The following is a 23,465-nucleotide window of genomic DNA, read 5'->3' on the forward strand; positions in this document are numbered from 1 at the left end:
AAGCCCCCGCCCGGGAGGGGGGGGGCACGGTCAGCGCAGGAGGACGGCGCCCAGTCCGGCGCTCAGGGCGTACGCCCGCCAGGCAGTCATCTGCTCCGGCGTGGGGGAGGGGCGGCCGGCCAGAGCGCCGCGCACCCCGTTAGGGCGGAAGGTGATCAGCTTGACGGGGGTGGAGGGGGCCCTGGGGCCCAGCGCGGCGGCCACTCCGTCCAGCACGGCCTCCACATCCACCGCGTCCGGAGCGCACACCACCCGCACCTCCGCCAGCTTGCCGCAGGCGGACAGAAAGGCCAGATTCTCCTTCACCGGGGCGTTGTCCGCCCCGGTCAGGGCCCGGTGGACGACGGGCTCCCATGCCTTCACGTCCAGCATCACCCCGTCGCACACCGCCATCAGCCCGGTGAGGGGGGCCAGGGGAACCATGCCGTTGCTGTCCAGCAGGCAGCCCAGGCCGCCGGCCCGGGCCAGGGTGAACAGCTCGGTGAGAAAGTCCGGGTAGAGGGTACACTCCCCGCCGGAGACGGTGAGGCCCCGGATAAAGGGCCGGCTGGGGGCAAGGGCGGAGAGCACCTCCGAAGCGGTCATGACGGTGACCTTGGGGGAGGCGAACCGGGGGCACAGGCGGATGCAGGCATCGCACCCGGCGCAGCGCTCCGCCGCCCAGCGCACCCGGTCGCTCTCCAGGGACAGGGCCCCCGCCGGGCAGGCGGGCACGCAGGCGCCGCACCCGGTGCACAGGTTCTGGGTCTCCGGGTTGTGGCAGTAGGCGCAGGCCAGGTTGCAGCCCTGGAGAAAGACGGCCGCGCGGCAGCCGGGGCCGTCCACGGTGGAGAGGGGGAGAATCCGGTTGACTGGCGCGGCGGCGCTCATACCATCCGCACCTTTCGCTGGGCCAGGCGGTTGACGTCGTAGTTGGCCGTGCCCAGGTGGGTGGTGTTCTGGAGCACCACCTGGTGGGCGCGGAACTTCTCCATCTCGCTGCGCTTGACCAGATAGCCGGTGATGCGCACCAGGTCGGTGTCCGCGGAATAGAAGCTCATGTAGTGTACCCCAAGGGCGAAGGCCCCCTTCACCACGTCCAGCAGGGCGGCGGGGTTCTGCTCCACATTGGAGGCGATGGGGAAGATGTCCCCCACCCCCGCGGGGAAATAGGGGTGGAACCGGGCGCAGTGGCGCAGGTGGTCGGCAAAGGACTCCGGCTCACTCCCCACGGGGATACGCACGCCGGAGGTGATGCCCACGTCGGAGTCCAGGCCCACCTGGGCGTGGAGCAGGAAGTGGTTCCCGGTCAGGGGGGAGTGGGCGGCGGGGAGGGTTTTCACCACGGCGTCGATCTTCTCCATGATGCGCACGCCCAGCGCGTCGGCCTCCCCGTCACGGCCATACACCAGCCCCCGGTCCCGGAGCAGGTGGTTGACCGCCTCGGCCAGACCGGTGACGCCGAACATGGGCAGAAAGCGGTCGGCGGAGATAAGGCCCTCCTGGACCAGGAAGCTGGAGGGGAAGAAGCCGGACTGCTCCACCAGGAAGCGGATGCGCTCGTTCATGTAGTCGGTCGTCAGGCGCAGGCACTCCGGGAGCAGCTCCTCCACAAAGTGCTCCACACCCCGGGCGTCGTCCACCAGGCGGGTGAGGGTGACCCGGGTGAGGGTGTAGGCGCCGCCCCGGATGGGCAGGATGTTGTAACAGCTCGACACGCCGTAGTCGTCAAAGGTGTCCCGGTTGGCGGGATGGCTGCACAGGGCCGGGTTGGAGCAGGCCAGGGAACAGCGGATGGCCGCCTCTGCAAAGGCGTCGGGGGTGACCTCGGGGTCGTACTTCAGCGTGAAGTTGGGGACGGTGTTCTGCACCTCGGAGAGCACCTCCAGCAGCAGGCGGCCCGCCCGGGTGGCCGCCGGGCCCAGGTTGGCATGGCAGAAGGAGTCGGTGATGGTGCGGTCCAGATAGTTGAGGAAGAGGCGCAGCTTCCTGCGCGCCTCCTCGTCGCTCCAGCCGTCCAGGAAGGGGTCGATGAGGGTGTCCAGATTGCCCAGGTACACCGGGAAGTTGGTGATGGACGGCACATGGCGGTAGAGCGTCATCAGGGAAAAGAGCAGCTCGTCCAGATCCTGAGGCGGCGGCAGGCGGAGGAAGGCGCTGCCCTGGCGGACAAACGCTCCGTAGTCGGGCAGGATGTACCGGGGGCGGTAGGGGGCGTGCCCCTCAAAGAGGTCGTTGATGGCGCCGGTCTCAAAGAAATGGCGGGTGCGGGGCGGGATGTCCAGCACGTCGAAGGCATTTTCCGCCTCCTTGGCCAGGTTCATCAGCTTCTGCTCGTGGGTAAGGGTCTGCGAGGTCAGGGTGGCAAAGGCGCTGTCGGAATGAAACATGAAAATCCCTCCATCAGTGTATGGCCCGGCCGTCGGCCAGGCGCCGCTCCAGCTCCGCGCGGAGCCGGAGGTATTGGGGGTGGCTGAGCTGTATTTTTCCGCTCTGGATGTCGAGAAATCCCCGCTCCCGGAGGGCGCGCACCCCGCGGTTGACCGTGCGGGAGCAGACCCCGGTCTCGTCGCCGATGGCCGGGCGAGTCATGGGGATGCAGGCCGTCCCGCCTCCGGCGTTGGCCTCATACCAGGAGACCAGGAAGGAGAGAAGGCGGCTGTCGCTGTCCAGAGATAGGTAACCCCGCTCCCGCCGGGCCTGTTCCCACAGGCTGCGCACCACCTCCCGTACCCGGGAGAGGGTGGTGTCCCGGCCGGAGAAGAACCAGGAGAAGTAGTCCTCCCGGGCGAGTACCCAAAACCGGCAGGCGGTTCTGGCACGCACCTCGGCCAGAAAGCAATTTGCCCCGTACAGGGCCTCGTACTCCCCGAAGAGGGTGAGGGGGCCGAACTCGGAGTAGGTGTGGGAGGGGCGGCCCGGCCGTCCACCAGCACATAGACGCAGCGGCAGGGGGCGTCCTGCCGCACCACCACCTCTCCGGCGGCGCAGGAGAGCGGACTGGCCGGTGTTTCATCCGGCAGGCCGGAAAAAAGGGATGCCAGACGCCGGCGCAGCGTGAGAGACTCCTCCGCAAGCAGCTCCCGTATGGTCATAGGGCCGCACCTCCCGTTCCAATTCTGCCCCCATTATAACAAGCCACTGCCTCTAAAAAAAGGACATGTGTCTTCTTTTTGGCGCTTTCTTCTGTGGAAGATCATATTCTTAAGGATACCTTTATGGATCGTTCATAGTCCGTTCACCAATCCAGGGAAAAATCGGCGTAAGATCAACAGCGTCAGGAAGAAGTGACATCAACCTCCTCTCATCTCTCTTACCTCTCTGTTTACACACACACCGGAACAGGGGCGGCCCATCGGGCCGGCCCTGTCCCGGTAAAATATGCTTTGATCAGCCTCCGATTCAGCCGGGAGGCTGATTTTTTTGTCCCGGTGTACGGGAGTGTCCCTCAAAACCGCCGATCCCACCCAGGGACGGGGGGTTCGATCCGGGGAGGCGGTGGCAGAGCCGGCGAAGCGGATGTAGGATGCCGCATAGAGAGGGGGGGACAGGCGTGGCCAGACTGGCAGAGCTGGCAGACGGCTACATGGACGCGGCGGTGCGGCTGCGGATGGGGTTGGAGGAGGTCAGGGCGGAGTTGGAGACCGCCGAGGACGGTCGACGGCGGGCGCTGGAGGGGAGGGCCAAGCTGCTCCGGCAGATGCTGAAGGAGATGCGGGATTTGCGCCAACTGGCCGAGGGGTATTATACCAGGCCCCGGGACGGGACCTACACCATGTCCCAGATCTACGCGCCCCGGGTGGACAGCACGAAGCAGTGAGGGGGTGTGGAGGATGACTGAGGCCCAGGAGGTGCGTGCCCGGGCCAAGGCGCTGCGGGAGCGCCGGGAGGAGCTGGAGAAGGCCCTGGCGGGGGCTGCGGGGCCGGGTGCGCGCCCCCTGCGGCTGGAGCTGGCCCGGGTAAAGGAGGAGCTGGTAGACTGTACCCGGCGGCTGAAGGAGCTGATGCCCAGCCACAAGGTGCGCTGCCGCACCACCTGGGCGGGGGTGGACGGCTGGAGGTGGGACGACCTTCAGTACCAGACCTGGGTCGAGCTGGAGAGCTCTGAGGAACCGGACGGCCCCACGGAGCTGGACCACATGCGCCTGGCCGTCCGGCTGGCCCGGGAGCGGGCGGTGACGGACAAGCAGGGGGAGTACCTGGCACAGGTGGAGGGCGGGAAAAAGGCCGCCCAGGTGGCCCGGGAGGTGGGGCGGCACCGGGGGACGGTGAGCCGCACCGTGGGCCGGGGCCGGGCCAAGATTGCCAGGGAGGCAAAGGCGCTGTATGAGGTGCTCCAGGCCCAGCAGGAGCCGGGGCCGCTGGTGGTGGATCTGGCGGACAGCCGGGTGCTGGAGGCGGTGCTCTCCCTGCTGACGCCGCGGCAGCAGCTCTATCTCTACCTGTACTATGGGGAGTGGCTGAGCCTGCGGGAGATCGGGAGGCTGCTGCGGGTGGATCACGCCTCGGTGCTGCGCTCTATCCGGTGCGGGCTGGAGCGTCTGGGGGCGCTGGCGGTGGGAACCCGGGCGGAGGTGCGGGGGCTGGAGGAGCTGGAGGAGCGGCTGATGGCCCACTTCAACCAGCTAGAGCCCCCGGAGGAGGCGCTGCGCCCCCGGCACAAGGCCCCGGCCAGAGTGCCCAATCCCCGGCGGGAGCCGGCGCGGAAGCTCACCCTGCGGGGGCTGGTGGTGCGGCTGGTGCGGGGCGGGGAGGCCCGCACGGCGGAGCTGGGAGAGGGCCTGCGCCGGACGGAGGGCGGGCGCTGGGGGAGCGGCAGGCTGCTGGCCGCTCTGGAGGCATGGGTGGAACGCCTGCCCAGCCGGGGCAGGGAAAAGGAGGGAAGGCGGCAGAGGCTGGGCCGCCTGCTGCTCAAACTGTTTGAATGGATCAGGAGGGAATTGCATGCTGACAATCATCGAGATTAAGGCCCGGGAGGACGGCGGCCACGGCCTGCAGAGCCAGAGCCACCGGACGGAGTGCTGGCTGGAGGGGTGGCTTGCCGTACCGCCGGAGCTGGAGCAGACGGCCTGGGACTGTGCGGGCTACTGCGACCTGGACATACAGGACGGCAAGCTGGTGGGCCTGACGCCCCGGGAGCAGCCGCCCAAGCCGGAGCCGGACCTGACGCCCCAGTTCCGCACAGCCATGCTGTCCTATGCGGCCACCAGCACAGCCATCCCGGACAGCTATGCCCTGGACATGTCCGATCTGTTTCCCACCTGGGCGGCGGTACTGGCAGACGGCGAGGAACTGCCTGAGGGGCGGGTCCTCAACGACGGCGGCCAGCTCTACCGGGTGGTGCAGGCGGTGACACCCCAGGCCCACCAGGCCCCCCACGACGAGGGGATGCTGGCCGTCTACCGGCCCATCGACCGGGAGCACGCCGGTACGGCGGACGACCCCATCCCCTGGGTGTACGGCATGGATTGCCATGCGGGCAAGTGCTACCGCTACAACGGCAAGGTCTACCGGGTGGCCGAGGGCGGGGATATGCTCCCCTGCACCTGGCCCCCCGACACCCCCGGCATGTGGCAGTGGGAGGAAGTGCAGGCATAAGATGAAGGGGGCGGATTTGCCGCCCCCTTTTGAACCACAGGAGAAAGGATGAGAGCCATGGAGCGAGCGAACGGAGGGAACAGCAATGCTGAATAGCCGGGACATTGACCGGCTGCGCCCCGATGTGGCGGCCAACTGCCGCGCCTGGCTGGAGCTGTGCCGCGCGGCGGGGCTTCTGGTGCTGGTCACCGGAACCGTGCGGGATGAGGAGTACCAGCAATACTGTTTTGAAAACGGCACGGCCGCCACGCCTGTACCCAGCTTTCACGGGGAGCAGGCGGGGCTGGCCTTCGACTTCTGCCAGAACATCAAGGGACAGGAGTATTCGGATTCCGCGTTCTTTCAGCGGGCCGGAGAGCTGGGGGAGCAGGTGGGCTTTGAGTGGGGCGGCCGGTGGAAGAGCTTCCCTGACCGGCCCCATCTCCAGTGGAGCGACGGCGGAAAATACACCAGCAGTATGATCCGGGCGGGGGACTACCCGCCCGCCATGCCCCCATATCGAGAGGAGGACACCGACATGACGAAAGAGGAAATTCAGGCCATGATCGATGCGGCCGTGGCGGCCCCCCCGCCGCCCGGCCGCCCGGCCGCCGGTCTACACCAGTGTGGAGAACTGCCCCGCGTGGGCCAGGGAGACGGTGCAGAGGGCCGTTGACGAGGGCGTGCTGCGGGGAGACCAGGGCGGCGGACTCCGCCTGACCGACGACAACCTGGTTAACCTTCAGATGCTCCGCAACCTGGGCCTGCTGGACGGGGGCGGGGCCTGATGGACCACATCAACGGCTTCAAGGCCGCCGTGGCCGCTGTCCTGGGCTGCCTGACCGCCCTGTGGGGATGGTTCGGCTGGCTGGTGGTGGCGTGGGTGGCCTGTATGCTGCTGGACTACGCCACCGGCACCGCCGCCGCCCTCAAGGCGGGGAAGTGGTCCTGCAAGGCGGCCCGGGAGGGCCTCTGGCACAAGGTGGGAGCCATGGCCGCCGTCCTGGTGGCCGCCATCCTGGACGGGGTGCTGGGCTTGATCCTGGATCATATCCCCGCCCTGACCCTTCCCTTCGATTATACGGTATTTCTCACGGTGCTGGTGCTGGTCTGGTATATCCTGACCGAGCTGGGGAGTATCGTGGAAAATGCCGGGCGGCTGGGAGCCCCTTTGCCTGCATGGCTGTCCAAGGCTATTGCAGCGCTGGAGTCCGGCGTGGACAGTGCCGGAGATAAACTGACCCAAGGGGAGCAGAAAGAATAAAAAGGAAAAAGCCTGTAGTCAAACGACTACAGGCTTTTTGCGTCACCGTGGTATAAGGAGTTCCCCAGGTTGTTCGGAGGAATCTGTTGCGCTCCGGTTGATAAACGCATGTTGGCACCTGACGGGGTAAGGTGGAATCTTTGTCGGAATCTGCCAGGAAAGCGCCTTTACACCTACAGAGGAAAGGGGAAAAATAAAATCCGCTGCCCAGTTGTTGTGCTAGGCAATAGAGAAATGGGTTGGGACCTGTTTTACCCCGTCTCGGAGAGGAAGTGTTCTGAGGCATCCTGAATGGCCTGTACCAGTTCCTGTAGCGCTGGGTATTGGCGGCAGGCCTGTTCGGAGTAAAACAGGCAAAAATCACCCTTGGTATAGTCCGCCTCAAAAGGGATGTAGGTGAGCTCGCCGGCCGCCACGCCCTCGTAGCGCATTAGAATCGGGTAGTAAGAGAGGGCGTAGACGTCTGTGTGGGATTGGACCAGATTGATGATGCTGTCCACGGACTCCATATGGATGATGTGAGCAGGGGACACGATAGGAATGATGTTATTCAGGGCCGGGGCAAGAGGGAGGGAGGGAGAGTCCAGATGGGAACGCAGGGCCAGATAGTATTCCCGCAGATCGGCGGGGGTGATGGATGTCCTGCCGGCCAGCCGGCTGTGCTTGTTGACGAGACAGCAGTATTCCCCCTGGAACAGAATCAGAGGGGGGTTACCCTGCTCTCTGCTGTAGGCTTCAGCGGGGTTACCCTTAGTACAGACGAAAAGAGCCAGTGCGGGCCGCTTGACATTCTGGGAGATATGCAGCTCCGGCGTCGCGGTAATTTCGCAGTTGACCTGTATATCGGGATGCCGCTTTTTAAAGTCCAGGATCACATCGGGAAGAAGAAAGTTCGGAAAGGAAGCCTGAATAAAGACATCAACCACCTGCGGGGAGCGCTGGTTGGACAGGCTCAGCCAGTGATTGTAGTAGGAAACCACCTGCTTAACCTCGGGCAGAATGCTCTTTCCTGCCGCAGTGAGTTGGATTCCTGCTTTATTGCGCAGAAAGAGCTGCACGCCGATCTCCTTTTCAAAGAGCTGCAGGGCCTTGGTGAGGCTGGGCTGGGAGATATACAGCTTTTGGGCCGCCTCGTTGATCGAGTGGGATTCCGCCAGCGTAATGAGGTACTCCAATGTCTGTATTTTCAATGGGCAACCTCCTCTCAAAAGGATATATCTCTTTTTTATAGATCCCTAACTTTTTATATATTATCTAAAAAACCGATCTTATGATATCTTGAATATGACAAGAATGTCAATAAAAATATAAAAAGAAAAGAGGTTTTAACATGACAAAGCGTGAGAGATTCCTCAACGTCCTGGCGAACAAGCCGGTGGACCGCGTGCCTGTCGCATTCTTCCACCACTTCCTGGAGGATTGGCACGACTTCGGCCTGGGTGTGGAGAACGACGCGGTGTTTGAGAAGAACATTGAGGGCCACCGCACCGCCTGTAAGATCTTTAACCCCGATGTGGCGAAGATTATGAACGACTCCCTGATGCTTATGCCGGTGGAAGCGTCTTTTGTAAAGACGGCCTCCGATCTTCGGAAGATCGAGCCCCTGTCCATGAACTCCAAGTTTGCCCAGCGCACTCTGGAGCTGACCAAGCGGGTCTGCGAGATCTATGCGGAAACCGGAGCTCCGGTGTACGCCACGAGCTTTTCGCCCACCCTGGTGCTCCGCAGCGCCCTGCCGGAAGGCCGCAGACCCGGCCTGGGCGGCCCCGAGACCGTGATCAAGCGGTTCATTCAGGAGGACCCGGAGGCGCTGGGCGTGGCCTGCAAGGCGGTGAGCGAGGGCATTATTGAGCTCAACCGCCTGCTGCTCAAGGAGTGCGGTGTGGACGGCATCTACCTGAGCGTCAACAACCAGTCGGGATTTTTCCCCGAGGAGGTCTACCGCACCTTCATCTCTCCCCACGAGAAGGCCGTTCTGGACGACGCCAACACCCTCAGCGATGTGAATATCCTTCACATCTGCGGGTTCATCGGGAAGGGCAATGATCTGAACCTGTTCACCGGCTTTGACGCCGCCGCCTATAACTGGGCTGTTCACACTGAGAAGGTCTCTCTCAGCGAGGGCAAGAAGCTCTTCGGCGGGAAGGCGGTCTTTGGCGGCTTCGAGCAGTCCGGCGTGCTCTACAAGGGAACCCGGGAAGAGGTGGAGGCCTGCGCCTGGAAGATTCTTGACGAGGCCGGCCAGGTAGGCATCATACTGGGCGCTGACTGCACTGTCCCCGCGGATATCGACGATAACCGGCTGGAGTGGGTCCGTCAGGCCGCCATTCGGTATGCCGGGCGGTAAAGGGAGCGCAATACCATGCTGAAACCCGAGATACAAGCGGCGTACATTGCGATTTTGAACGAGGAGCTGGTACCGGCCACCGGCTGTACCGAGCCCATCGCCGTGGCCTATGCTGCGGCCAAGCTGCGCCAGGTGTTGGGCGCCCAGCCGGAACGGGTGCGGGCGGAGATCTCCGGCAACATCATCAAGAACGTCAAGAGCGTGGTGGTGCCCAATACCGGCGGCCTGAAGGGGATCAAAGCTGCCATCGCGGTGGGCATTGTGACCGGCGAGGCCGACCGGGAGCTGGAGGTCATCTCCTCCGTCCCGGCCGGGCGCCACGAGGAGATCGCCGCCTATATGGAGCGCACTCCGATTGAACTGGTCTGCCCGGATACACCGCGGATGCTGGACATCCGTCTCACCGGCTGGGCCGGAGGACACAGCGCCGTGGTCCATATTGCCAACAACCACAGCAACATTGTGTGCATTGAAAAGGACGGGGAGCGGCTGCTGGAGAAGCCCCTGGAAAACTCCTCCGAGTCCGGTCTGACTGACAAGAGCATCCTCAATTTGAGGGACATCCTGGACTTCGCCGGTACCGTGGAGCTGTCCCGGGTCTCTGGGCTGCTGGAGCGGCAGATCCAGTATAACAGCGCCATTGCCGAGGAGGGGCTCAGGCACGACTGGGGCGCCAACATCGGCTCCACTCTGCTGAAGACCTACGGCGACGATGTGCGGGTGGAGGCCAAGGCCTGGGCCGCCGCGGGCAGCGACGCCCGCATGAGCGGCTGTGAGATGCCGGTGGTCATCAATTCCGGTTCGGGCAACCAGGGGATTACATCCTCTCTGCCGGTGGTCCGCTACGCCAAGCATCTGGGGGCCACCCAGGAGCAGCTCTACCGGGCGCTTCTGGTCAGTGACCTGGTGACCATCTACCAAAAGGCCGGGATCGGCCGCCTGTCCGCCTACTGCGGCGCCGTCAGCGCCGGTGTGGGGGCCGGGGCGGGGATCGCCTACCTCCAGGGGGCGGACTATGATGCCATCGCCCACACCATCATTAACGCCGTGGCCATCCTGTCCGGTACCATCTGTGACGGCGCCAAGCCCTCCTGCGCGGCCAAAATTGCGGCCAGCGTAGACGCCGGACTCCTGGGCTATCAGATGTATCTCAGCGGCCGGAATTTTCAGGGAGGAGACGGCATCGTGGGGCAGGATGTGGGCGAAACGGTCGCCAATGTGGGCGTCCTGGCCAAAGAGGGGATGCGCTCCACAGACCGCACGATTCTTCAGATCATGACCCAATAGAAACGTCTTAAAAGGCAACGCACCGTGAGATAAGGAGACAGAGAAGGGAGAAACGTATGAAACCAAAAGAGAAATCCGGGTTTGCAAAGACTTTTTCCATCTGGTTTGGTATGGGCGCCCTGATGTTTGGTACCTACTGCGGGGCCAGCATGGCATCCGGAGTCTACGCTACCACGTATATCGTCCCGCTGGGCGGAGGCTGGGCGCTGGCCTGGCTTCTGATGTTCTTCGTATTTATGACCTTCTTCTGCGCCATCGGACTGGACTTTGTCCGGGCGTACAAGGTAAGAAACTACAACGAGTATTATTTGGCGCTTTACGGCGTGCACAAGCCCGGCGCAAACCGGTGGATCAAAGGCGGCGTGACCATCTTCTTTGATATTTTCACCGTGATGAAGGGCCTGGTCAACGTGGCGGCCACGGTTGCGCTTTTTGCGGAGCTGATGCACTCCCTGCTGGGGGTGCCCATGCTGATTGCCAGCATCATTGGTATCCTGCTGTTCGCCGTACTCACCATCTATGGCGCCGCATTCCTGCGCAAGTTCAATACGCTGATGACGATTGCGCTGATTGTGAGCCTGGCGGTGATCCTGTTTTCCGTGATCAAGATCCGGGGCGCCGAGATGGCCAGCCTGATCGGCAACTTCAACGAGGGCCTGGACTGGGGCAATACTACGGTAAAGGCCCATTTCCTGATGTTCCTCTCCTATTGCTTCAACACCTCTGCCTGGGGCTCCACCATGAGCAACTATGCCGACCAGATCCGCGACCGGCGGGATGCCATCGGGTCCGGCGTCATGATCGGCCTGCTGGTCACCTCTCTGTTCGCGGTCACCGGAGCGATTATTCTCCCCTTCATGCCGGAGGCAATGACGAGCACCCCCATTCTGATGATCTGCCAGGAGTACTTTGCTCCCGCCCTCACCGCCATCTACTGGGTAGTGGTTATTCTGGCGGTTGTATCCACCGCGCCCAGCTTTACCTTCAACATCTCCAACCGGTGGGCCAATGCGTGGAAGACCAATAAGCTCTCCCATAAAGCAAAATTTTTCCTCATCTCTCTGGTTTTCCTGCTGGCGTGCGGCCTGCTCTCCTCGGTGGGCCTGCTCACGATTGTCAAAAAGGGCTATACCTTCCTGGGCAATATCGCCTTCTTTGCCATCATCATCCCTATGTTTATCGCCATCCCCCGCGTGATCAAGAAGGATCGGGAGGAGAAGAGCAAGAGTTCCCAAGGCTAAGCAGAAAGGACGGCAGAGCATGAAAGAAATCATATGGAAGCCGGAGCTGCACCGCTTTGGGAGCTGCAAGGAGTTCGTGGAGGAATTCCGGCTGGGTGCGTCCGACCTGATCCTGACCAACGAGTACATCTACCAGCCCTACTTCGGGGCGATGAACCTGGAGTGTACCGTGCTGTACCAGGAGCAGTACGGCATGGGTGAGCCCACCGACGTGATGGCGGAGGCCATCCTGCGGGATGCGGCCGCCACGGGCTGCAGCCGGGTTGTGGCCATCGGCGGCGGCACGGTCATCGACATCGCCAAGGTGCTGGCGGTGGGCGGCGGGGAGAGCATTGACGAGCTGTACGGCATGGCGCCGGAGCTGCCCAAGCGGCGGGAGCTGCTCCTCATCCCCACCACCTGCGGCACGGGCAGCGAGGTGACCAACATCTCAATTCTGAACCGGACCCGCCTGGGGACGAAGATGGGGCTGGTGGGGCCGGCCATGTACGCGGACGCGGCGGTGCTCATCCCGCAGCTCCTGGAGGGGCTGCCCTTCGGGGTATTTGCGACGAGCTCGATCGACGCGCTGGTGCACGCGGTGGAGTCCAGCCTGTCGCCGAAGGCGACGCCGTATACCAAGCTGTTCGGGTATAAGGCCATTGAGATGCTCATCCGGGGATATCAGACGATCGCCCGGGAGGGGCGGGAGGCCCGCCTGCCCCTGCTGGAGGACTTCCTGATTGCGTCGAACTATGCGGGCTTTGCATTCGGTACGGCTGGGTGCGCGGCGGTGCACGCCATGAGCTACCCGCTGGGGGGAAAATACCACGTGCCCCACGGGGAGAGCAACTACGCGATGTTTACCGGTGTGTTGAAGAACTACATGGAGATTAAGCAGGACGGCGAGCTTGCGGTGATGAACCGCTATCTGGCGGAGCTGCTGGGCTGCGGGGTTCCGGAGGTATATGACCGGCTGGAGGATCTCCTGAACCAGATTCTGCCCAAGAAGCCGCTGCACGCCTACGGGGTGACGGAGGCGGATCTGGAGGAGTTCACCAGGAGCGTGATGGAGACCCAGGGCCGGCTGATGGGCAACAACTTCGTCCCTCTGGATGTGGCGCGGGTGCTGAAAATCTATACTGAGCTCTATTAAACGGCAGTAGGGGGGGAACTTCCGCCGCCCTACTCCCGTCTCAGACGCTTTTTATAAGAAAGAAAAACAGGGGTTGACTTTTGTGTAACACAAGGGTATAGAATGGGGCATACAGGGGGAAGAGGGCCGCAGGAGCGCCCCACAGAGCGGAACGGGTGCCGCAGTCCAGTTTCCGCGCGGAGGCGCTCCCGGCGGGCCTCGCACGATCTTAATTGAAGAAGGAGCAAAGGGCTATGATTAAGTACAAAGCAAAGAATTCCTTGAAGTCTCCCCGGTTTGCCGGTGTAAAGACCTTCATGCGCATGGAGCACGTGGTCACCACCGACGACATCGACTTTGCCGTGGTCGGCATCCCCTACGACACCTGCGCCTCCTTCCGGGTGGGCACGCGCCTGGGGCCTGCCGCGATCCGCGACGCCTCCGCCCTGGCGGCCAAGCCCTTTAACGGCCCGCTGAATGTGGGTATTTTTGACTGGTGCTCCGGTGTGGATTACGGCGATCTGGGGTCTGTGCCCGGCTATATCGAGGAGTCCTTTGAGCTCATCACAGAGGGAATGCTGCCCTTCTTTGAGAAGGGGATTGTGCCAGTGGCCATGGGCGGCGACCACAGCGTCACCCTGCCCGAGCTGCGGGCCTGCGCCAAGGTAAACGGCCCTGTGGCGCTGATCCACTTTGACGCCCACTACGACACCATTCACGAGTACTTCGGCAAGCCGTACAACCACGGCACCCCCTTCTATCACGCGGCGAAGGAGGGGCTGGTGGACACCTCCAAATCCATCCAGGTGGGCATCCGCGAGGGGCTGTACGGCCCGGAGGATCTGACCAACTCCACCGATCTGGGCTACCAGGTGCTGCGCGCCGACGAGTGCCACAAGATGGGCATGGAGGCCGTTCTGAAGGCCATCCGCGCGCGGGTGGGCAGCGCCAAGGCCTTCCTGACCTTCGACATCGACTTCCTGGATCCCGCCTATGCGCCGGGAACCGGTACGCCCGTACCCGGCGGCTTCACCACCGCCCAGGCCCTGGAGCTGGTGCGCGGTCTGGCAGATCTGAATATCGTGGGCTATGACGTGGTGGAGGTCTCTCCCCCGTATGATCCCACCGGCATTACCTCCATTGCCGCGGCGGGCCTCATGCAGGAGTTCATCTCCCACGTGGCCTATAAAAAGAAAAACGGCATTGTCTTCTAATTTTTTGCACTCCACCTCAACTCTCTATATTCTCTTTTCGCGCAAAAACCATCCGGGCCCGGCCGATTTTTCGGCCGGATGGATTTTGCGCAGAGCAGAAAGACGCCGGCGGAGCCGCTAAGACTCCGCCGGCCGCACCGGTACCTGGATCTCCATCAGCGTCTCGTCGGGATCGCTGGTGAGGGTGACGTCAATTTTGTAGAACTGAAAAATCATTCCATTCAGGACCCAGCCATGCTCCGCCATATATGTATGCAGGCGGGCAAAGGAGGGGTGGTACCGCTCCAGCTCGCCTCTGCGGTAATTCATACACAGGTAATCCCCCGGGGGTATCGTGCGCTTATGCTCGGACTCAATGGCGTCACGCTCCACAAAGATCATGGGGACGGCGGGAATATAATCGTCGCTGGGCTCCAGCAGGTGCCAGTCCGCGTAGACGCCGATACGGTCGCTGGCCAGGATGGGGGCCACCTCGTCCAGGTAGCGCTCCAGCCGGGTGAAGGCAAAGGCGTGCTCCCGGGAGCCGCCGGCAGGCTCTCCGAAGGTAATCATATACCGCTGGGGAAAGGCGCGGCAGAAGACCTTGTCCACCGGCGGGGGCGGGGTGATCTCACTCAGAAAGTGGAGCTTGCGGCGCAGAATTTCGCTGAGAAGCTGCTGTTTGCGGATCTCCTCCTCCAGCAGCTCCAACTGATGGAGGAGAAGCTGGTGGGATTTCCTCAAATTGCGGCCCGAAAAATAGTCGGTGATGTCGTGGATGGACATGCCAAGCTGCCGCAGCTCCTTGATGGTGCCAAGTTTTTCGTATTGGCGGATGGAATAGTAGCGGTAGCGGGTTTGGGGATCTACATAGTCCGGTGTGATCAGTCCAATACGGTCATAGTACCGAAGCGTTTCGCTGGTCACTTGCCGCAGCTTCGCAAGCTCTGTGATGGACAACAGATTTTCCTTGATGGGACTCACCTCCTGCGCGGATAAGACATTCTATCACAGGCGGCCGGACCTGTCAAAAGGCTCTTATATTAGTGAAATTAAATAAAAATAGCAAATAATTACTGTGAGAATAAAACAAAATGCTGCACGAGAGAGAAAGATGCATTGACTTTTGTGTAACACAAAGGTATATGCTCGTTACAGACGGAAAGAGCGGCCCCCCCCTGGCCGCACTTTTTCCTCAGACTCAGCGCCTCACTGCGGCAATTCCCCAATTCCACTTTCTTAAAACAGAGAACAAACGGAGGGCTTTATTATGCAGGAAAATAATATGTCCGTTTTTGGCACCGTGATCCGCAACGAAGAGATTGCCGATTTCATGCGCCTTCTGAATCTGGCGCGCGAAATCTTCAAGCAGGAGCTGACGGTGGTGGAGATCATGCCGGGCGGCCTGACCAATAAGAATTTCCGGGCCGTGACCGAAGACGGCACCCAGATTGCCATCCGCCTGGCCGGACAGGGTACCGCCAACTATATCAACCGCCCTGGTGAAAAGCACAATGCCGGTGAGATCGCCGGGCTGGGCATTGCGCCGGAGATCTATTACTACGATCCCAAGACGGGTTCACAAATTGTTGAGTACATTGATGCGCCCACCATGCACCCCGTGGACTTTCAGACCCGGGACGAGGTACTGGTCAAGGCGGGAGCGGTCATGCGCCGCTATCACGACAGCGGCCTGGAGTTCAAGACCTCCTTCGATCCCGTCGCCAAGATTGACGAGTACAAGGCCATCCTGGACGAGCACAGCTACGGGAAGTGCTACGAGGGCTGGGAGCGCATGGTGGAGGCGCTGGAGCGCATCCGCGCCGCCTACGCCAAGCAGCCGCCCCGCCGGGTGCCCTGCCACAACGACGCGCTGGCGGAGAACTTCATGCTCCAGGGCGAGCAGATGCGGGTCATCGACTGGGAGTACGGCGGCATGAACGACGGCTACTACGACATCGCCTGCGTCTGCGTGGAGAACCCCCTGGACGCCCACTGTGAGGATGTGTTCTTCCGCGCCTACTGCGGCGGCGAACCCAGCGAGGAGGCCAAGGCCCGCCTGCTGATCAACAAGTTCCTGGTGACCTCCCACTGGTCTACCTGGTCGCTGGTTCAGATCTGCTACGGCAAGGACGCGGAATTCTACTGGGAGTACGGCCGTACCCGTGCAGTCCAGGCCTGCTCCTTCCTGGACGACCCCAGCTTTTCCCGCAGCCTGACCCTGCTGGGCGGCTGACGGGCAGGAGGGGCAGCCCATGGAATTCATCGGAACGCTCATTACTTATCTTATGATGGCCTGCTGTGTCGCCGGCGGAATCTCCTACATTGTCAATGACCAGTCGGAGCTGGGCCGGGCCTTTCAGGACGGCCTGCACGCCATGGCGAACATGTTCATCCCCATTTGCGGGCTGATGGCCTCGGTTCCCTTCCTGAAAGTCTTCATCTCCAAGGTGTTCGGGCCGGTATTCGCCCTCTTTGGCGGAGATCCGGTGGTAGCCGCCGCGATCATCATGCCGCCGGACTGCGGTTCCTTCGCCCTGGCCACCGAGATCGGCCAGAGCGCGGATCTGTTCCCGGTGATCATCGCCATCGGCTTCATGTGCGCCTCTACCATCGCCTTCAACGTCCCCATCGGCCTGTCCATGCTGGACAAGGGGGATCACAAATACCTGGCCCTGGGCACCATGAGCGGCTTCCTCTCCGTGCCCTTCGGCGTGTTCATCACCAGCGTCATCGTGATGTTTACCCACCCGGCCATCCGTTCCACCTTCTCCAGTGTGGGCGAGCCGGATCATGTGGTGATGCTGACCCTGGGGATGCTCCTGCGCAACATGATCCCCCTGGTGGTCATCTGCGTGCTGCTGGCCCTGGGGCTGAAGTTCTTTCCCAACGGGATGGTCAAGGGCTTCATGGTGTTTGGAAAGCTGATGACCGGCGCCCTCACCCTGGTGGTGGTGGCCTGCATCCTCCAGCACTACACCGGCCTGTTTACCGACATTCTGGGCGTCGGCTGGGGCTTTGATCCCATACTGGCCGACGAGGAGAACACCTTCCGGGCCGTGGAGCTGCTGGGCACCATCGCCATGATGCTCACCGGCGCCTTCCCCATGGTGACGCTGATCCGCCGGTATTTGGGCAAGCCCCTGGAAAAGCTGGGCCGTCTGGCCGGGCTGGAGGCCAGCGGGAGCGTGGGCCTGGTGGCCTGCCTGCCCAACGGCCTGGCGATGTTCCCCTTTGTAAAGGAGATGCGCCCCCGGGACAAGGTGGTGTGTATGGCCTTCCTGGCCTGCGGCGGATACAGCCTGGGGGACTTCCTGGCCTTCAACGTCAATTTCCAGCCCAATCTGCTGGTTCCCGTGTTTGTGGGGCAGATCTGCGGCGGCATCATCGGCATCCTGTTTGCAAAGCTCCTGGCGGTTCCGCAGGTGCGGGCGCTGGAGCGGGAGACGGCAGTGTGAGACACGCGGGGCGGGCCTTTTCGGCCCTCCCCGCGTGTTGTGGTTCTCCGTCTTGGGCAGCAGAAACGGGCATTCATCTGGATGCCAGCGTTCTCAAAATTCAATGCAATCAGATATTGCAAAGTCTCGATGAACCAACTTGAAGCATGTCCGGGCCTTTGCGGGCCGCGCCGTCCCCAGCATGAAAATGCGGAAAGGGGAGCCGTCCTCTGGGCGGTAAAGATCAAAGCAAAAAGGACATCCTTACGGATGTCCTTTTATGGTGGAGACGACAGAACTCGAATCTGTGACCCCTTGCGTGTGAAGCAAGTGCTCTACCGGCTGAGCTACGCCTCCATATATTGGTGACCCGTACGGGACTCGAACCCGTGTTACCGCCGTGAAAGGGCGGTGTCTTAACCACTTGACCAACGGGCCAGGTTGCCCAAGCGGGGCGGGATACTCCTGAAGGGAAGTCCCAAAAGACGGCGCGGTGCCGTCTTTTGGGGTCTGGTAGCGGCACCTGGATTTGAACCGGGGACACTGCGGGTATGAACCGCATGCTCTAGCCAACTGAGCTATGCCGCCATTGAAAACCCCCTGTCGGACAGGGCAGGATTCAGTATACGCGATCATTCCCGTTTTGTCAATTGTTTTTTTGAAAAAAATTAGTCGATTTTGTAGCCGACGCCCCAGACGGTCTTGATGAACCGGGGATTGCGGGAGGGCTCGCCCATTTTTTCCCGCAAGCGGCGGATATGAACCATAACCGTATTATTGCGGTCCAGGTATTTCTCCCCCCACACGCTCTCAAAGAGCCGCTCGGCGGAGATGACCTGGCCCCGGTTCTCACAGAGCATCCAGAGAATGTCAAACTCAATGGGGGTGAGGCCCAGCTCCCGGTCGTAGAGGGTACACTCGTGGGTGGCCCGGTTGATGACCAGGCCGTTGAAGTCAATGATGTCCCGGCAGTCGCCGGCCTTGTCAGCCTCGTTGTAGCGGGTGTAGCGGCGCAGCTGGGCTTTGACCCGGGCCATCAGCTCCAGCGGGTTGAAGGGCTTGGTAATGTAGTCGTCCGCGCCGATGGTGAGGCCGGTGATCTTGTCCATGTCCTCCGCCTTGGCGGTGAGCATGAGTACAGGGAAGTGGTGCTCCTTGCGGATTTCCCCGCAGAGGGTAAAGCCGCTGATGTCGGGGAGCATCACGTCCAGGATGGCCAGGTCCAGAGCCTGGTTCCGCACCACGGCCAGCGCCTCGGTACCGGTGCCGCACTTGAACACGGTGCACCCCTCGCTCTTCAAATAGACCTCTACCAGATCGGCAATCTCCGGCTCGTCGTCCACAACCAGAATCCGCGCGTCCATGGCATCCGCCCCCTTTTCCAGGACATTATAGCCAAAGCGGCGGCGGCAAGTCAAGGGCGGGGCGTAATTGTAAGAAAAACATCAGAACTGCTGGGCGGGGCCAGGCGAACCCTGGCCGCGCGGAGCGGTTAGCCTGACGCCCGGTTCATTTTCTGAATCACCAACCCGGTCTGCACATTCCGGCCGTCCACACTGCTGCTGTAAGTCAGGGAGAAGGTGGTGGGGGCCGGAGCGTAAAAGCTGAGTGCCCGGGCTCCGCCTGCAGTGGAGTCGCTTCCGGCGGTACGGAAATAGATGCCCAGGTCGATGCGGGCCTGGCCGTTGAACGACGGGGTGATCTGAAGATACCCAGGTGAGGCCAGGATCACAAACACGTCGAAAAAGACCTGGTAATAGCCGGGCTGGAGCCGAAGCTGCTGGGTGCCGCTCAGTGTGATATTGCCTGTGGGGTCATTCAGCAGCTCATAGAGCGGAATCTGTCCGTTGTTGGGGACGGATCGTACATCGGAGTAGTAGGAAGCAAAGACATCCTCACCCGGTCCACCCGCAGGACCAGTGGGGCCAGTGGCGCCGGGCGTCCCCTGCGGGCCTGTCGGTCCGGCGGCACCCTGGGGACCCTGGGGCCCGGTGGCTCCGGCTGGGCCGGGAAGTCCCTGCGGCCCGGTGGGGCCGTCCATGCCCCGGATGCCCTGAGGGCCGGTGGGCCCGGTGGCCCCTGCCGCCCCCCGCGGGCCTGTTGGTCCGGCGGCGCCCTGGGGGCCCTGGGGCCCGGTTGTTCCGGCTGGGCCAGGAAGCCCCTGCGGCCCGGTGGGGCCGTCCATGCCCCGGATACCCTGAGGGCCGGTAGGCCCAGGCACACCCTGGGGACCTTGGCCTCCGGCAGGGCCCTGCGGCCCCGTGGTTCCAGAGGGCCCGGGGGGGCCCTGCGCTCCGGCGGCGCCCTGGGGGCCCGTCGGTCCCCGCTCCCCCTGCGGCCCGGTTGGCCCGGGGGGGCCTGTGGGCCCGGACGGGGAGGGCGGACAGGGCGGATATGGGGGGCAGGGCGGCGGACAGCCGCAGGGGTCAAAACAGTATTTCATGACAATTACCTCCCGGGCCATTCTATGCTGTGACCCACCCCGGCGCCAAAGGCGGCTAGTGACTTTTCTGAAAAAGGGTGGTACAATCATTTTTAGTATAAATGGAGGCATCCTATGAATGAGTTTGACGCCCTGCTGGCCCGGGCGGTGGAGCAGGCCAGAGCCCTCGGTATCCCGGTGTCGGCCCGCATCTCCCCCCGCGTGGCGGTCAACCGCCGGGCAGTGACCCGGTTCGGCTGTTGCATCCGGCGGGGTGGGGAGTATGTGATTGAGCTGTCCGAGCGGCTGCTGGAGGCGGAGGAGCGGGCGTGTATGCAGACCCTGGCCCACGAAGTGCTCCACACCTGCCCCGGCTGCCGCAACCATGGGGCCCTCTGGAAGGAGTACGCCGCGCGGATGAATGGGGCCTACGGCTATGCCATCTCCCGTACCGGCACCTGCGAGGCGCTGGGGGTGGCGGATGTGCGGCCGGTGCGCTACCGGCTGGTGTGCGAGCGCTGCGGGCAGGAGTTTTGCCGGAGCCGCCGCTCCCCGCTGGTGGATCACCCGGAGCGGTACCGCTGCCGGTGCGGTGGCGTGCTGCGCCGCAGCAACTGAACCTGTCTGGAGAAGGTGTTCCCAACGGAAAAGAAAAATAAGAAGGCCCTGTTCAATCGTATTTTCTCCATCGCCGGCCTGTCCATCGGCGGCGCGATTCTGGCGGGGCTCATCGTGTATGTGGCCCGTACTATGGATGTGAGGGCCCTGCTGGCCTCCATCCAGCCCCTGTGGCTGCTGGGGGCAGCCCTGTGCGTCCCCCTCAGCGAAAGCGTGGACGCGCTGATCTTTTACGGTATGGGCCGCTCGGCGGGCTGTCCCGTCAAGTTGGCGGGCTGCTTTGATGCGGCCTATATTGGGGAGTTTTACTACAAGCTGGGCCCCGCCGGCGCGCCGGTGCAGCTCAAGCTGATGTACGATGCGGGCATGAGCGCCACCTACACCGCCTCCATCTACACCTGGAAGGCAGTGGCCAACACCATGGTTTACACCGGCTATGCAGTGGCCGCCCTGGCCTATGAGCTGTTCTGGCGGCGGGAGGGGCTGGGCCCCGCCGTGGCGGGGGCGGGGGCGCTGATCGCCCTCTACGTGTTTCTGTGCGGGCTGGCCCTCTTTACCGCCGTGCGGCCGGAGCCTATTCAGCGTCTGATCCGCCGCATCCTCACCTTCCTCGCCCGCCACTGGAAGGTGATGGCCAGGGAGGGCATGGTGGACAAGGGCATGGAAAAGGTGGACGAGTTCTGCGCACAGCTCCGCGCCCTCAAGGGCAACCGCCGGATGCTGGCGGGCCTGTTCGCGGGCATGTTTGTGGAGCTCACGGCCCTGTTTGCCATTCCCTTCTTCCTCTACCGGGGGCTGGGTCTGACAGGGGGCTCTTTCTGGGAGCTGGTGCTGGTCCAGTGCCTGGTGCTGGTGCTCTCCCGCATCATCATGCTCCCAGGCAACGCCGGCGGCGCGGAGGGGAGCTTCTACCTGTTCATGGGCCCCCTGTTCGGCCGGCATCTGGCGGTGGGGCTGGTGCTGTGGCGCTTTGCCGCCTTTCTGGAGGTTCTGCTGCTGGGCGGGGCCTGGTCGGTGCTCCGCTTTGCGCAGCGCTCGGCGGCCGGACACGGGACATAGGAGGAGAACGTCTTGGATGGAAAATATACCCGCCTCAAGCTGAAAATGCTGCTGCTTGTGGTGCTGGGCACCCTGATCGCGGGGGGCGTGGGCATCTTTCTGCTGGAGGTGGTGGTGGATGGGGTGCTCCAGGACCCCTTCGCCCGCTTTTTCCTCTGGGCGGCCACCACCCTGTTCGGCCAGAGCCCGGAGGGGGCGGCGGAGCTCTACCAGCGCTATATCCGCAACAACAAGCAGGAGATCCTCACCCTGGGTACCATGCTGCTGATGCTCATCGCCTTCTACCTGGCCATGGGCCGGTTTACCCGCTGGCTGGACGACATCCGCTCGGCCACCCGCCGGCTGGTGGAGGCCCAGGCGGAGCCGGTGGAGCTGCCCCGGGAGCTGGCCCCCATCCAGGAGGATCTGAACGCCATCCAGCGGCAGCTCCGGGCGCGGGAGGCGGCGGCCAGGGAGAGCGAGCAGCGCAAGGGGGATCTGGTGGCCTTCCTGGCCCACGATCTCAAGACCCCGCTGACCTCGGTGGTGGGCTACCTCACCCTGCTGCGGGACGACCCCGGCCTGGACGCCGCCCAGCGGGCCAAGTTCACCGGCATCGCCCTGGACAAGGCCCGGAGGCTGGAGGAGCTGCTGGGGGAGTTTTTCGACATCACCCGGATGGATCTGGACAGCGGGCCGGGGGAGCGCCAGCCCATCCAGCTGTCCATGCTGCTGGAGCAGCTCGCCGACGAGTTCTACCCCCTCTTTGCGGAGAAGCAGCTCCGGTGCACGGTGGAAATTCAGCACCACCTAGTGGTGCTGGGAGACCCGGACAAACTTGCCCGGGTCTTTGATAACGTGCTGCGCAACGCCGTCAGCTACTCCACCCCCGGCGGCCGGGTGGACATCCAGGCCAAAACCGTAGGGCGTCAGGCGGAGATCACCATCCGAAACGAGGGGCTGGAGATCCCCGAGGGGGAGCTGGCCAACATCTTCCAGAAGTTCTACCGGCTGGACGCCGCCCGCTCCTCCCGCACCGGCGGGGCCGGGCTGGGGCTGGCCATCGCCAAGGAGATCGTGGAGAGCCACGGAGGGAACATCCGCTGCGAGAGCAACGGGCGGCTTACCAGCTTCGTCATCTCTCTGCCACTTTATAAGGAGGTGCGCCATGTCTTTAAACGAAACCGCGCTGGCCTGTCTGAACCGAAATAGGCTGCTCTACTTAAACATGCTGGAGGTGCTGCGACGGGGCTCGGCGGAGCTGCTTTGGGCCGGGGAGGGCGGGGTGCTGCTCTATGACCGGGGGTCGGGGGCCTACATGCTTACCGCCCGGGACCGGGCCACCCTGGATGGGATGCTCCCCCTGCTGCCTGCGGACTGTGACCTGCTGGTGGGCCACGACCTCTGGTACCGGGACGAGCTGGCCGGCCGCTTCGGCCTGTGGAAGGAGGAGCTGTGCGTCCAGGCCGCCTGGATGGCTCCGGAGCCGCCGGAGGCGCCGGCTTTCGGCGGGGAGCTGCGCCTTTTGGGGGAGGAGTGGGCCCCCTACGTCTGTGAGCACTACAGCAAGAGCGATATCGGCGGCCTGGAGCACATCCGGCAGGCCATCGGCGCCGGTATGCTGGGGGCCTTCGTGGACGGGACGCTGGCGGGCTTCGCGGGCTTCCACGGCGAGGGCTCCATCGGCCTTCTGGAGGTGCTGCCCGCCTACCGCCGCCGGGGCCTGGGGGAAGCGCTGCTCCGGGGGGCGGTGCGGCTGGCGCTGGAGCGGGGGCAGTATGCCTTTGGCCAGGTGCTTATCGACAACGCCCCCTCCCTGGCCCTCCAGAAAAAGGTGGGCATGACGGTCGCCCGGGAACCGCTCTTCTGGCTGTTTCGCAGATAAAGAGCCATTTGGGCCGGCCGGAAAGCGTTCAACAGACCTTTTTGACGGGCACCGGGCCCCCGG

24 protein-coding genes and 3 tRNA genes are annotated in these 23,465 nt (G+C 63.1%); 17 read left to right on the forward strand and 10 right to left on the reverse strand.

The window, feature by feature from the left end; genetic code table 11:
- Positions 1–30: 30 nt before the first annotated feature.
- The 3 genes from ACESY8_RS06850 to ACESY8_RS06860 are packed head-to-tail and all read right to left on the reverse strand — an operon-like array spanning position 31 to position 2,805.
- Positions 31–870 (reverse strand): YjjW family glycine radical enzyme activase, encoded by an 840-nt coding sequence (locus ACESY8_RS06850; RefSeq protein WP_054339216.1) that lies wholly within the window; start codon positions 868–870, stop codon positions 31–33.
- Positions 867–2,369, reverse strand: a complete 1,503-nt coding sequence (locus ACESY8_RS06855; RefSeq protein WP_024723823.1) for a YjjI family glycine radical enzyme — start codon at positions 2,367–2,369, stop codon at positions 867–869. Before ACESY8_RS06855 ends, ACESY8_RS06850 begins: the two co-directional genes overlap by 4 nt.
- Before the next feature lie 13 nt (positions 2,370–2,382).
- Positions 2,383–2,805 (reverse strand): Crp/Fnr family transcriptional regulator, encoded by a 423-nt coding sequence (locus ACESY8_RS06860; protein WP_498794675.1) that lies wholly within the window; start codon positions 2,803–2,805, stop codon positions 2,383–2,385.
- Between the two features lie 727 nt (positions 2,806–3,532).
- Between ACESY8_RS06860 and ACESY8_RS06865 the strand changes: the two genes are divergently transcribed.
- From ACESY8_RS06865 to ACESY8_RS06890, 6 genes are all read left to right on the forward strand, one after another.
- Positions 3,533–3,799: a hypothetical protein gene (locus ACESY8_RS06865; RefSeq protein WP_021630782.1), complete on the forward strand. Its 267-nt coding sequence runs from the start codon at positions 3,533–3,535 to the stop codon at positions 3,797–3,799.
- Between the two features lie 13 nt (positions 3,800–3,812).
- Complete coding sequence (locus tag ACESY8_RS06870) at positions 3,813–4,946, forward strand: helix-turn-helix domain-containing protein (protein WP_054339219.1); 1,134 nt, start codon at positions 3,813–3,815, stop codon at positions 4,944–4,946.
- Positions 4,924–5,577, forward strand: coding sequence for a hypothetical protein (locus tag ACESY8_RS06875; RefSeq protein ID WP_054339220.1), 654 nt, complete (start codon positions 4,924–4,926; stop codon positions 5,575–5,577). Before ACESY8_RS06870 ends, ACESY8_RS06875 begins: the two co-directional genes overlap by 23 nt.
- Positions 5,578–5,662: 85 nt before the next feature.
- On the forward strand, positions 5,663–6,232 hold the full coding sequence (locus ACESY8_RS06880) for a M15 family metallopeptidase (RefSeq protein WP_498794676.1): 570 nt from the start codon (positions 5,663–5,665) through the stop codon (positions 6,230–6,232).
- Entirely contained in the window at positions 6,216–6,344 is a 129-nt protein-coding gene (locus tag ACESY8_RS06885) for a hypothetical protein (RefSeq protein WP_498794677.1), read from the forward strand. The genes ACESY8_RS06880 and ACESY8_RS06885 overlap by 17 nt, the downstream gene beginning before the upstream one ends.
- Complete coding sequence (locus ACESY8_RS06890; protein ID WP_044938509.1) at positions 6,344–6,820, forward strand: phage holin family protein; 477 nt, start codon at positions 6,344–6,346, stop codon at positions 6,818–6,820. Before ACESY8_RS06885 ends, ACESY8_RS06890 begins: the two co-directional genes overlap by 1 nt.
- A gap of 251 nt (positions 6,821–7,071) precedes the next feature.
- On the opposite strand, the gene ACESY8_RS06895 is transcribed toward ACESY8_RS06890, so the two are convergent.
- A complete protein-coding gene (locus ACESY8_RS06895; RefSeq protein ID WP_242864880.1) occupies positions 7,072–8,010 on the reverse strand; it encodes a LysR family transcriptional regulator in 939 nt (312 codons plus the stop codon).
- 140 nt (positions 8,011–8,150) lie between these two features.
- On the opposite strand from ACESY8_RS06895, the gene ACESY8_RS06900 reads away from it, so the two are divergent.
- The 5 genes from ACESY8_RS06900 to speB all read left to right on the forward strand — a co-directional run bounded on the left by ACESY8_RS06900 (position 8,151) and on the right by speB (position 14,023).
- Positions 8,151–9,167: a uroporphyrinogen decarboxylase family protein gene (locus ACESY8_RS06900; RefSeq protein ID WP_054339223.1), complete on the forward strand. Its 1,017-nt coding sequence runs from the start codon at positions 8,151–8,153 to the stop codon at positions 9,165–9,167.
- A 15-nt stretch (positions 9,168–9,182) separates the two neighbouring features.
- Entirely contained in the window at positions 9,183–10,454 is a 1,272-nt protein-coding gene (locus ACESY8_RS06905; RefSeq protein ID WP_054339224.1) for an L-cysteine desulfidase family protein, read from the forward strand.
- A gap of 56 nt (positions 10,455–10,510) precedes the next feature.
- Positions 10,511–11,695, forward strand: a complete 1,185-nt coding sequence (locus ACESY8_RS06910; RefSeq protein ID WP_055179396.1) for a YkvI family membrane protein — start codon at positions 10,511–10,513, stop codon at positions 11,693–11,695.
- Between the two features lie 19 nt (positions 11,696–11,714).
- Positions 11,715–12,830, forward strand: coding sequence for a 4-hydroxybutyrate dehydrogenase (locus ACESY8_RS06915; RefSeq protein WP_054339225.1), 1,116 nt, complete (start codon positions 11,715–11,717; stop codon positions 12,828–12,830).
- A 233-nt stretch (positions 12,831–13,063) separates the two neighbouring features.
- A complete protein-coding gene (gene speB / locus ACESY8_RS06920; RefSeq protein ID WP_009257371.1) occupies positions 13,064–14,023 on the forward strand; it encodes an agmatinase in 960 nt (319 codons plus the stop codon).
- Positions 14,024–14,140: 117 nt separating this feature from the next.
- Here speB and ACESY8_RS06925 read toward each other — a convergent pair whose 3' ends face one another.
- Positions 14,141–14,962 (reverse strand): MerR family transcriptional regulator, encoded by an 822-nt coding sequence (locus tag ACESY8_RS06925; RefSeq protein ID WP_009257372.1) that lies wholly within the window; start codon positions 14,960–14,962, stop codon positions 14,141–14,143.
- A gap of 310 nt (positions 14,963–15,272) precedes the next feature.
- Between ACESY8_RS06925 and ACESY8_RS06930 the strand changes: the two genes are divergently transcribed.
- Complete coding sequence (locus ACESY8_RS06930; RefSeq protein ID WP_054339227.1) at positions 15,273–16,238, forward strand: phosphotransferase; 966 nt, start codon at positions 15,273–15,275, stop codon at positions 16,236–16,238.
- A 19-nt stretch (positions 16,239–16,257) separates the two neighbouring features.
- Entirely contained in the window at positions 16,258–17,460 is a 1,203-nt protein-coding gene (locus ACESY8_RS06935) for an ethanolamine utilization protein EutH (RefSeq protein ID WP_337649532.1), read from the forward strand.
- Between the two features lie 260 nt (positions 17,461–17,720).
- Here ACESY8_RS06935 and ACESY8_RS06940 read toward each other — a convergent pair.
- From ACESY8_RS06940 to ACESY8_RS06960, 5 genes are all read right to left on the reverse strand, one after another.
- Positions 17,721–17,796, reverse strand: a tRNA-Val gene (locus ACESY8_RS06940).
- 6 nt (positions 17,797–17,802) lie between these two features.
- Positions 17,803–17,877, reverse strand: a tRNA-Glu gene (locus ACESY8_RS06945).
- Positions 17,878–17,950: 73 nt separating this feature from the next.
- Positions 17,951–18,027: transfer RNA gene (locus ACESY8_RS06950), tRNA-Met, on the reverse strand.
- Between the two features lie 80 nt (positions 18,028–18,107).
- The gene (gene vanR, locus ACESY8_RS06955; RefSeq protein WP_009257423.1) at positions 18,108–18,803 is read right to left on the reverse strand and encodes a VanR-ABDEGLN family response regulator transcription factor; all 696 of its coding nucleotides are present in this window, start codon (positions 18,801–18,803) and stop codon (positions 18,108–18,110) included.
- Between the two features lie 128 nt (positions 18,804–18,931).
- The gene (locus tag ACESY8_RS06960) at positions 18,932–19,480 is read right to left on the reverse strand and encodes a collagen-like protein (protein WP_050001646.1); all 549 of its coding nucleotides are present in this window, start codon (positions 19,478–19,480) and stop codon (positions 18,932–18,934) included.
- A 516-nt stretch (positions 19,481–19,996) separates the two neighbouring features.
- Between ACESY8_RS06960 and ACESY8_RS06965 the strand changes: the two genes are divergently transcribed.
- The 4 genes from ACESY8_RS06965 to ACESY8_RS06980 are packed head-to-tail and all read left to right on the forward strand — an operon-like array spanning position 19,997 to position 23,402.
- Positions 19,997–20,479, forward strand: a complete 483-nt coding sequence (locus ACESY8_RS06965; protein ID WP_009257425.1) for a SprT-like domain-containing protein — start codon at positions 19,997–19,999, stop codon at positions 20,477–20,479.
- Between the two features lie 15 nt (positions 20,480–20,494).
- Positions 20,495–21,538: a lysylphosphatidylglycerol synthase transmembrane domain-containing protein gene (locus ACESY8_RS06970; RefSeq protein ID WP_007491055.1), complete on the forward strand. Its 1,044-nt coding sequence runs from the start codon at positions 20,495–20,497 to the stop codon at positions 21,536–21,538.
- A gap of 12 nt (positions 21,539–21,550) precedes the next feature.
- Positions 21,551–22,729: a sensor histidine kinase gene (locus ACESY8_RS06975; protein WP_024723813.1), complete on the forward strand. Its 1,179-nt coding sequence runs from the start codon at positions 21,551–21,553 to the stop codon at positions 22,727–22,729.
- Positions 22,686–23,402 carry a GNAT family N-acetyltransferase gene (locus ACESY8_RS06980; protein WP_054339568.1) on the forward strand — a complete coding sequence of 239 codons (717 nt, stop codon included), beginning with the start codon at positions 22,686–22,688 and terminating at the stop codon, positions 23,400–23,402. The genes ACESY8_RS06975 and ACESY8_RS06980 overlap by 44 nt, the downstream gene beginning before the upstream one ends.
- The last annotated feature ends 63 nt before the right edge of the window (positions 23,403–23,465 follow it).

The sequence above is a fragment of the Clostridium sp. ATCC BAA-442 genome (assembly GCF_964239415.1).
Lineage (GTDB): Bacteria > Bacillota > Clostridia > Oscillospirales > Oscillospiraceae > Flavonifractor > Flavonifractor plautii.

Bases quoted from the DNA above. Each gene is read 5' to 3' on its own strand.
- ACESY8_RS06850 (WP_054339216.1), bottom strand. From the start codon at position 870: ATGAGCGCCGCCGCGCCAGTCAACCGGATTCTCCCCCTCTCCACCGTG.
- ACESY8_RS06855 (WP_024723823.1), bottom strand. From the start codon at position 2,369: ATGTTTCATTCCGACAGCGCCTTTGCCACCCTGACCTCGCAGACCCTT.
- ACESY8_RS06870 (WP_054339219.1), top strand. From the start codon at position 3,813: ATGACTGAGGCCCAGGAGGTGCGTGCCCGGGCCAAGGCGCTGCGGGAG.
- ACESY8_RS06875 (WP_054339220.1), top strand. From the start codon at position 4,924: ATGCTGACAATCATCGAGATTAAGGCCCGGGAGGACGGCGGCCACGGC.
- ACESY8_RS06880 (WP_498794676.1), top strand. From the start codon at position 5,663: ATGCTGAATAGCCGGGACATTGACCGGCTGCGCCCCGATGTGGCGGCC.
- ACESY8_RS06890 (WP_044938509.1), top strand. From the start codon at position 6,344: ATGGACCACATCAACGGCTTCAAGGCCGCCGTGGCCGCTGTCCTGGGC.
- ACESY8_RS06900 (WP_054339223.1), top strand. From the start codon at position 8,151: ATGACAAAGCGTGAGAGATTCCTCAACGTCCTGGCGAACAAGCCGGTG.
- ACESY8_RS06905 (WP_054339224.1), top strand. From the start codon at position 9,183: ATGCTGAAACCCGAGATACAAGCGGCGTACATTGCGATTTTGAACGAG.
- ACESY8_RS06910 (WP_055179396.1), top strand. From the start codon at position 10,511: ATGAAACCAAAAGAGAAATCCGGGTTTGCAAAGACTTTTTCCATCTGG.
- ACESY8_RS06915 (WP_054339225.1), top strand. From the start codon at position 11,715: ATGAAAGAAATCATATGGAAGCCGGAGCTGCACCGCTTTGGGAGCTGC.
- speB (WP_009257371.1), top strand. From the start codon at position 13,064: ATGATTAAGTACAAAGCAAAGAATTCCTTGAAGTCTCCCCGGTTTGCC.
- ACESY8_RS06930 (WP_054339227.1), top strand. From the start codon at position 15,273: ATGCAGGAAAATAATATGTCCGTTTTTGGCACCGTGATCCGCAACGAA.
- ACESY8_RS06935 (WP_337649532.1), top strand. From the start codon at position 16,258: ATGGAATTCATCGGAACGCTCATTACTTATCTTATGATGGCCTGCTGT.
- vanR (WP_009257423.1), bottom strand. From the start codon at position 18,803: ATGGACGCGCGGATTCTGGTTGTGGACGACGAGCCGGAGATTGCCGAT.
- ACESY8_RS06960 (WP_050001646.1), bottom strand. From the start codon at position 19,480: ATGGACGGCCCCACCGGGCCGCAGGGACTTCCCGGCCCAGCCGGAGCC.
- ACESY8_RS06965 (WP_009257425.1), top strand. From the start codon at position 19,997: ATGAATGAGTTTGACGCCCTGCTGGCCCGGGCGGTGGAGCAGGCCAGA.
- ACESY8_RS06980 (WP_054339568.1), top strand. From the start codon at position 22,686: ATGTCTTTAAACGAAACCGCGCTGGCCTGTCTGAACCGAAATAGGCTG.